Origin of the sequence: Craurococcus roseus (assembly GCF_039523795.1) — a bacterium.
In the GTDB taxonomy this organism is placed as follows: domain Bacteria; phylum Pseudomonadota; class Alphaproteobacteria; order Acetobacterales; family Acetobacteraceae; genus Craurococcus; species Craurococcus roseus.
Genome location: NZ_BAAAFZ010000062.1, coordinates 1 through 6,601 on the forward strand (window position 1 = coordinate 1; position 6,601 = coordinate 6,601).

Here is a 6,601-nt window from a genome sequence, read left to right on the forward strand (position 1 = left end):
GGCGCCTGGCCAACGCGCGGAGGCGCCGCCGCCGCGGGACGAGCGCCGCGCCAGCGAGCGCCTCGGCCCGTCAGCGTTCTGCGATGCCGAGTACGAACCGAACGGTTGGCCGCTCGTCAGCGATGCAGCGCCACGGCCGTCAAAAATCGACCTACATGCTTTGGCGGAGGGGATGGGATTCGAACCCACGATAGAGGTTGACCCCCTATAACGGTTTAGCAAACCGTCGCCTTCAGCCACTCGGCCACCCCTCCGCAGGAGTGTTGCGGCTCACGACGCATGCAACCTTAGTCATACTAGCGCAGGCTGGGTCCGTCAAACCGAGCCGCGGCGCCACCCACCGGCTCAGCGTAACCGCCATTCCTCCACCCGAAGCGAGGTTGGGTTCAAATGGCCGGTTGGGCGCACGCCGTCCAGCCAACGCGGCCAGACATGCGCGTCGGCGCGGAACCAAAGCGGCAGGGCGGGCAGCTCCTCCGCGTAGATTGCTTGGAGCCTGGACCACAAGCTACGCCGCCGCTCCGCGTCCAGCTCTTGCGGCAGCGCCTCCAGCAAGGCGTCCATCTCGGCGTTCCGCCATCCGCCGAAGTTCTGGCCGGACCAGTTGCGTTCGGCGCGCGGGATTTCGTCCGAGTGCAGCGTGCTGCGCGGCACATTCTCAGGTCCGCTGACCCAGGCGAAGAGCGCCGCCCCCTGCAAACGCCGCCGCGACAAGGTCTCACCGAACAGCACGCGCGGCGGCTCGTTCCTGATGCGCGCGTCGATCCCGGCGGGCCGCCACATGCCCTGGAGCACCTGCTGCACCGCCTCCCGCGCCCGGTTGCCGGCGGTGGTCATCAACTCGAAGGAGAGCTTCTCGCCGGCCGCGTTGCGGCGGATGCCGTCCGGCCCGCGGCGCCATCCGGCTTCGTCCAGCAGCGCCGCCGCGCGCCTCGGGTCGTGCGGCCACTGCCGCGTGTCGGCGTCGTGCATCCGGTCGAGCGGGTTGACCGAACTGTGCGCCACCGTTTGCCGGTTCTCGAACAGCCGGGCCACGATCTGCGCCCGGTCGGTCGCCAACAACAATGCCTGCCGCACGCGCTTGTCGCCGAGCGCCGGGTGGTCGTGCTGCACGTCCAGGTGCTCATAGACGAGGCCCGGCTTGTAGAACACGTTGAACCGCCCCGCCGCCCGACGCTCCAAAGCGGCCGCCTGCTCCACCGGCAAGCCGAGCTCGCCCGCCACCATGTCGAGCTGCCCGGCGAGGAGTTGCGCCTCCAGCGCCGCTGTGTTCTCCACAGTGCGGACCTGGATGCGGCGGAAAGCCGGCGCCGGTCCGGCCCAGGCCTCGTTGCGCTCCAAGGTGACGCCGGCGCCCGGCTGCACGGCCGTTACACGGTATGGGCCGGACCAGAGGCCCGGCGTCGCCGTCTCGGTGTCGTAGGCCGTGCGGTTGCGGTAGCCGCGGTGGTCGCCTTGCCAGCGGTCGCGCTCGATCCGGGCGGGCAGGGGCTGGAACTCGCCGGCGCTGGCGTATTCGAAGGTGATCTTGTCGAAGCGCAGCGTGACCGTGCGCGCGTCCTGCACCACCAACTCGTAGGCGGAGCGGTAGAACTCCGCCGGCCCGAAGCCGGTGGCTGTTTCGCGCCCGGCTTCCCAGGCGAAACGCAGGTCCTCAGCCGAGATCGGCGCGCCGTCGCCCCACCGCGCGTCCTCGCGCAAGCGCCAGGTGACGCGTATGCCGGGCTTCCCTTCCGGCGTGGTCTCGCGGACCGCGCCGCCGTTCTCCAAGCTCGGCACGCGGTCGCACAGGAGGCAGGCCAGCGCCCAATCCGGACCGTAAGCGGTGAGGGGCCGCCGCGCGAAGCCGAGCACGTATGACTTCGCCGCCATGCTGTCGATGTTGGGGTGGAAGGTGGACGGGAACTGGGTGATGCCGATCGTCAGCGTGTCGCGCGCGGGTGGCGGCGGCTGCGCGCCCGCGGGAGCGGCACCCGCGCCGGCCAGCAAGAACGCCATCCCGAGAAGGGCGGCGCGCCGCCGCGGCGTCACGGCCCGCTCTCGCGCCCGGACGACGCCTCCGCCGCGCTGCCGACGCCGCCGTGCGCCTTGGACCAGCCGACCGGGTCCTCCAGGAACTTCCGCACCTCCTTCAGCGCCCCTTCGGCGAAGTAGGGCCGCTCGCGGCACACCTCCAGCACGTCCCACCAAGTGCACAGGTGGTGCAGCGCCAGGTTCATGCGCTTCATCGTCTCGAAGGAGCCGGGGAAGACGCCGTAATAGAACACCACGAAGGTGTGGTCGCATTGCGCGCCGGCGTCGCGCAGCGCCTGGGCGAACTTGATCTTGCTGGCGCCGTCGGTGGTGAGGTCCTCCACCAGCAAGGTGTTCTTGCCTTCCGGCACCTCGCCTTCGATCTGCGCGCCGCGGCCGAAGCCTTTCGGCTGCTTCCGCACATAGGCCATGGGCGTGAGCATCCGGTCGGCGATCCACGCCGCGAACGGGATGCCCGCGGTCTCGCCCCCAGCCACCACGTCGATGGTCTCGTAACCGACGTGCCGGCCGATCTTTTCCACCCCGAGGTCGCAGATGCGGTTGCGGGCGCGGGGGAAGTAGATGATCTTGCGGCAGTCGATGTAGACCGGGCTCTTCCAGCCGCTTGTGAAGGTGTAAGGCTCCTCCGGGCGGAAGTTCACCGCCTTGATCTCCAGCAGGATGCGCGCCGTGGTCAGCGCGGCGTCGCGGTCCCAATCGGAGGCGTGTTGAGCGGCGGCCATGGCTGGTTCCCCCGGGCGGCGTCGGTCGCACCCTCGTAACCGCGCGCCGGTGCGGCGTCCATGACGGCCGACGGCGGCGATGCCCCTGTGAGGGCCCCGGTGTGGGTGCTGGCCGACCCGCGCGCCGGCACCGCCGCGCAAGCGCTGGGCATCGCGGAGCGCCTCGGCGTCCCGTTCCGCGCCCTGCCCCTGGAATGGGGCGCCCCCGCCGCCTTGCCCTTGGCATGGCCCTCGCTCCTGGGCCTCGCGCCGAAAGCCCGTGACGCGGTGCGGGGCGGGCCGCCTTGGCCGCGCTTGGCGATTTCCGCCGGCCGCCGGTCCGCGCCCGTGTCGCTCTGGCTCGCGCGCCGTGGCGTCCGCACGGTGCATTGCATGCGGCCGGCCTTCGGCCGCCGCCGCTTCGACCTCCTGGTGTTGGGCCGCCACGATGCGGCGCCGGAAGCGCACAACATCTTGTCGATCCTCGGCGCCACGCACCAGATCTCCCCTGCGAGGCTCGCTGCGGCACGGGCCGAGTGGAACGCCGCGCTCGCAACCATGCCGCGGCCGCGCGTCGCGTTGCTGGTCGGCGGCAAGGTCCGCGCCGCAGGCGGGATGGAGCCCGCGATCGCGGCCGGGATCGGCGCGCGGGCGTCGGGCGTCGCCGGGAGCGTGCTGGCGACCACCAGCCGCCGCACCGGCGGCGCTGCGGCCGACGCCCTGGCCGAAGCTCTGCGCCCTGTCCCGCACCGCCTTTTCCGTTGGGGCGACGCGGGCCCGAACCCCTACCTCGGCTTCCTCGCCTGGGCCGACGCGGTGGTTGCGACCGGCGACTCGGTGTCCATGCTCTCCGAAGCCTTGGCGACCGCTGCCCCGGTATTCGTCGCCGACCCCGGCGGCCTCGGCGCACGGCACTTGGCGTTGCACGCGAGCCTCTACGCCGCCGGGCAAGCGCGGCCCGTGGACTCCGGCCTTTCCTTCTTTTCGCGCACGCCCTTGGACGAGAGCGGGCGCGTCGCGGCCGAGATCCGCGCGCGCGGGTTGCTGTAGCCGCCCGGCTTCGACGGGCCATCACGACGGCGAGCAAAGCGACCGCGGCGTCAGGAAGGCTGGAAGAGGCGCCGGCGAGCACGTCCCGGGGGCGCGGCCTCGACCGGCATCGGCATGGTGACGCGCGCGGTCCTCTCGTGGAACAGGACCCGAGCCGCCCGGAGAGTCAGCGGCTCCCAGCGACCGCCGCGGCCAATCCGGCTGCCGGCAACGAGCCGGGCGCCCCGCCCGTCGCCACCGGGAAGCCCTCCGCCACCCAACCGGACATGCCGCCCGGCATGGTCTTCACCCGCCGGCCGAGCCGCGCCAGGCGCAGCGCCGCCCGGTCGGCGCCGTTGCAGTGCGGCCCCGCGCAGTAGACGACGAACAACGTGTCGCGCGGCCAAGCCGCCAGCGCCTCCTCGGTGATGACGCGGTGCGGCAGGTTGAACGCGCCGGGCACGTGGCCGCGCGCGTAGGCCGCCGGCCCCCGCGCCTCCAGCAGCACGAAGCCGGGGTCGCCCGCCCCCAGGGCGGCGTGGACGTCGGCGCAATCGGCCTCGAAGGCCAGCTTGCCGGCGAAGTGCTCCGCGGCCAGGGCGGGCGGTGCGGCGGCGGTTTCGGTGACGGGGTTGGTCACGCGGTTGGCACTCCTTGCGAGCCCGACCCTGCACCGGAGGCCGCTCCCGCCGTAAGCTGGCAGGAGCGCCGACCAGCGTGAGGATCATGCCAACCCCGCGCCGCCCCGCACCGCCCGCCAACCGCTCGGTCGTCGCGCTCGCCTACGACGGCCTGTGCACCTTCGAGTTCGGCGTTGCGGCGGAGGTCTTCGGCCTGCCGCGACCCGAGATGGGGCCGGATTGGTACCGCTTTGGCGTCGCGTCGCGTCGCTGGAGCCCGGCCCGCTCCGCGCGGCCGGTGGCCTTCGGGTGGAGGTGGACGGCGCCGCCGCCCTGCTCGCCCGCGCCGGCACGATCGTCGTGCCCGGCTGGCGCGGCGCGGCCGAGCCCGTGCCGGACACGGTCTGCCGCGCCCTGCGCCGGGCGCACGCGCGGGGCGCCCGCGTGCTGTCGCTCTGCTCCGGCGTCTTCGTCCTTGCGGCGGCCGGGTTGCTGGAAGGGCGCCGTGCCACCACGCATTGGCGCTACATGGACGCGCTGCGCCGCGCCCATCCCGGCATCGCTTTGGAGGAGGACGTGCTCTACGTGGACGAGGGCAGCGTCCTCACCGCCGCCGGCAGCGCCGCCGGAATCGACCTCTGCCTGCACCTGGTGCGCGGCGACTTCGGCCTGGACGCGGCGAACAGCGTCGCCCGCCGCTTGGTGGTGCCGCTGCACCGCGATGGCGGGCAGGCGCAGTACGTGCCGCGCCCGGTGCCGACGGAGCGCGAAGGCGCCCGCCTCGGCCCCTTGCTCGACCGGATGCGCGCGCGGTTGGACCGCCCGCAACCGCTTCCCGCCCTCGCGCGCGAAGCAGGCATGAGCCTCCGCACCTTCCTGCGCCGCTTCCGCGACGCCACCGGCTGCCCGCCCGGCGAATGGCTGCTCCGCCGACGCCTGGACCGCGCGCGCGAACTGCTGGAGGGCGGCGCCCGCGCCGCGCCGGTGGAGGAGGTGGCGGGCCTCTGCGGCTTCGGCTCCGCCGCGACGCTCCGCCACCACTTCCGCCGCCGCTTCGGCCTCGGCCCCGCCGCCTACCGCGCGCGTTTCACCGGCGGGTGAGGGCTTGCCCGGCCGCCGCCGCGCCGCCACCCTCGCCGAAAACGGGCGGAGGCGCATCGCATGGCGGCGCGGACACACAGGATCGCGGTGATCCCCGGCGACGGGATCGGCAGGGAAACCACGCCCGAGGGCCTGCGCGTGCTGGACGCCGCCGCGCGCCGCTTCGGCTTCGAACTCCAACTCAGCCATTACGATTGGTCTTGCGAAACCTACAAGCAGACCGGCCGGATGATGCCGGAGGACGGCCTGGACCGGCTGCGCGACAGCGACAGCATCTTCCTCGGCGCCGTCGGCTGGCCGGGCGTGCCGGACCACGTCTCGCTCTGGGGCCTGCTGATACCCATCCGCCGGGTGTTCGACCAGTACGTCAGCCTGCGCCCTTGCCGCTTGATGCCCGGCGCCCGCACGCCGCTCGCGGACCGCACGCCCGCCGAGATCGACTTCTACGTCGTGCGCGAGAACACGGAAGGCGAGTACTCCTCCGTCGGCGGCCGCATGTTCGAGGGGACGGAGCGGGAGTTCGTTTCCCAGCAATCCGTCCTGACGCGCACCGGCACCGACCGCATCCTCCGCTACGCCTTCGACCTCGCCATGACGCGCCCGCGCCGCAAGGTGACGAGCGCAACCAAGAGCAACGGCATCACCTTCACCATGCCCTACTGGGACGAGCGCTTCGCTGCCATGGCGAAGCAGTACCCGGAGGTGCGAACCGACCAGTTCCACATCGACATCCTGTGCGCCCACTTCGTGCAGCACCCGGACTGGTTCGACGTGGTGGTCGGCTCCAACCTGTTCGGCGACATCCTGTCCGACCTCGGCCCGGCCGTGGCGGGCTCGATCGGCATCGCGCCCTCCGCCAACATCAACCCCGGGAAGACCGCGCCCTCGATGTTCGAGCCGGTCCACGGCAGCGCCCCCGACATCGCCGGCAAGCGCATCTGCAACCCCATTGGCCAGATCTGGTCCGGCGCCATGATGCTGGAGCACCTGGGCGAGCGCGAAGCGGCGCAGGCGATCGTCAACGCCATCGAGGCGCTGCTCGGCCAAGGCGGCGGCCCGCGCACGCGCGACATGGGCGGGCAGGCCGGCACGGAGGACGTCGGCAAGGCGTTGGCG

At 72.7% G+C, this 6,601-nt stretch carries 6 protein-coding genes and 1 tRNA gene; 3 read left to right on the forward strand and 4 right to left on the reverse strand.

Features of this window, described 5'->3' with window-relative positions; all coding sequences use genetic code 11:
• Window positions 1-161: 161 nt before the first annotated feature.
• The 3 genes from ABD067_RS19400 to ABD067_RS19410 form a co-directional block, all read right to left on the reverse strand.
• Window positions 162-254: transfer RNA gene (locus tag ABD067_RS19400), tRNA-Ser, on the reverse strand.
• A gap of 91 nt (window positions 255-345) precedes the next feature.
• Window positions 346-2,031, reverse strand: a complete 1,686-nt coding sequence (locus ABD067_RS19405; protein WP_343897032.1) for a peptide ABC transporter substrate-binding protein — start codon at window positions 2,029-2,031, stop codon at window positions 346-348.
• On the reverse strand, window positions 2,028-2,756 hold the full coding sequence (locus ABD067_RS19410) for an orotate phosphoribosyltransferase (protein ID WP_343897033.1): 729 nt from the start codon (window positions 2,754-2,756) through the stop codon (window positions 2,028-2,030). The genes ABD067_RS19405 and ABD067_RS19410 overlap by 4 nt, the downstream gene beginning before the upstream one ends.
• 87 nt (window positions 2,757-2,843) lie before the next feature.
• On the opposite strand from ABD067_RS19410, the gene ABD067_RS19415 reads away from it, so the two are divergent.
• Window positions 2,844-3,785, forward strand: a complete 942-nt coding sequence (locus tag ABD067_RS19415) for a mitochondrial fission ELM1 family protein (protein WP_343897034.1) — start codon at window positions 2,844-2,846, stop codon at window positions 3,783-3,785.
• A 166-nt stretch (window positions 3,786-3,951) separates the two neighbouring features.
• On the opposite strand, the gene ABD067_RS19420 is transcribed toward ABD067_RS19415, so the two are convergent.
• Window positions 3,952-4,404: a rhodanese-like domain-containing protein gene (locus ABD067_RS19420; RefSeq protein WP_343897035.1), complete on the reverse strand. Its 453-nt coding sequence runs from the start codon at window positions 4,402-4,404 to the stop codon at window positions 3,952-3,954.
• Between the two features lie 220 nt (window positions 4,405-4,624).
• On the opposite strand from ABD067_RS19420, the gene ABD067_RS19425 reads away from it, so the two are divergent.
• Window positions 4,625-5,485 carry a helix-turn-helix domain-containing protein gene (locus tag ABD067_RS19425; protein WP_343897036.1) on the forward strand — a complete coding sequence of 287 codons (861 nt, stop codon included), beginning with the start codon at window positions 4,625-4,627 and terminating at the stop codon, window positions 5,483-5,485.
• Between the two features lie 60 nt (window positions 5,486-5,545).
• On the forward strand, window positions 5,546-6,601 hold a 1,056-nt coding region (locus ABD067_RS19430), incomplete at its 3' end, for a tartrate dehydrogenase (RefSeq protein ID WP_343897037.1).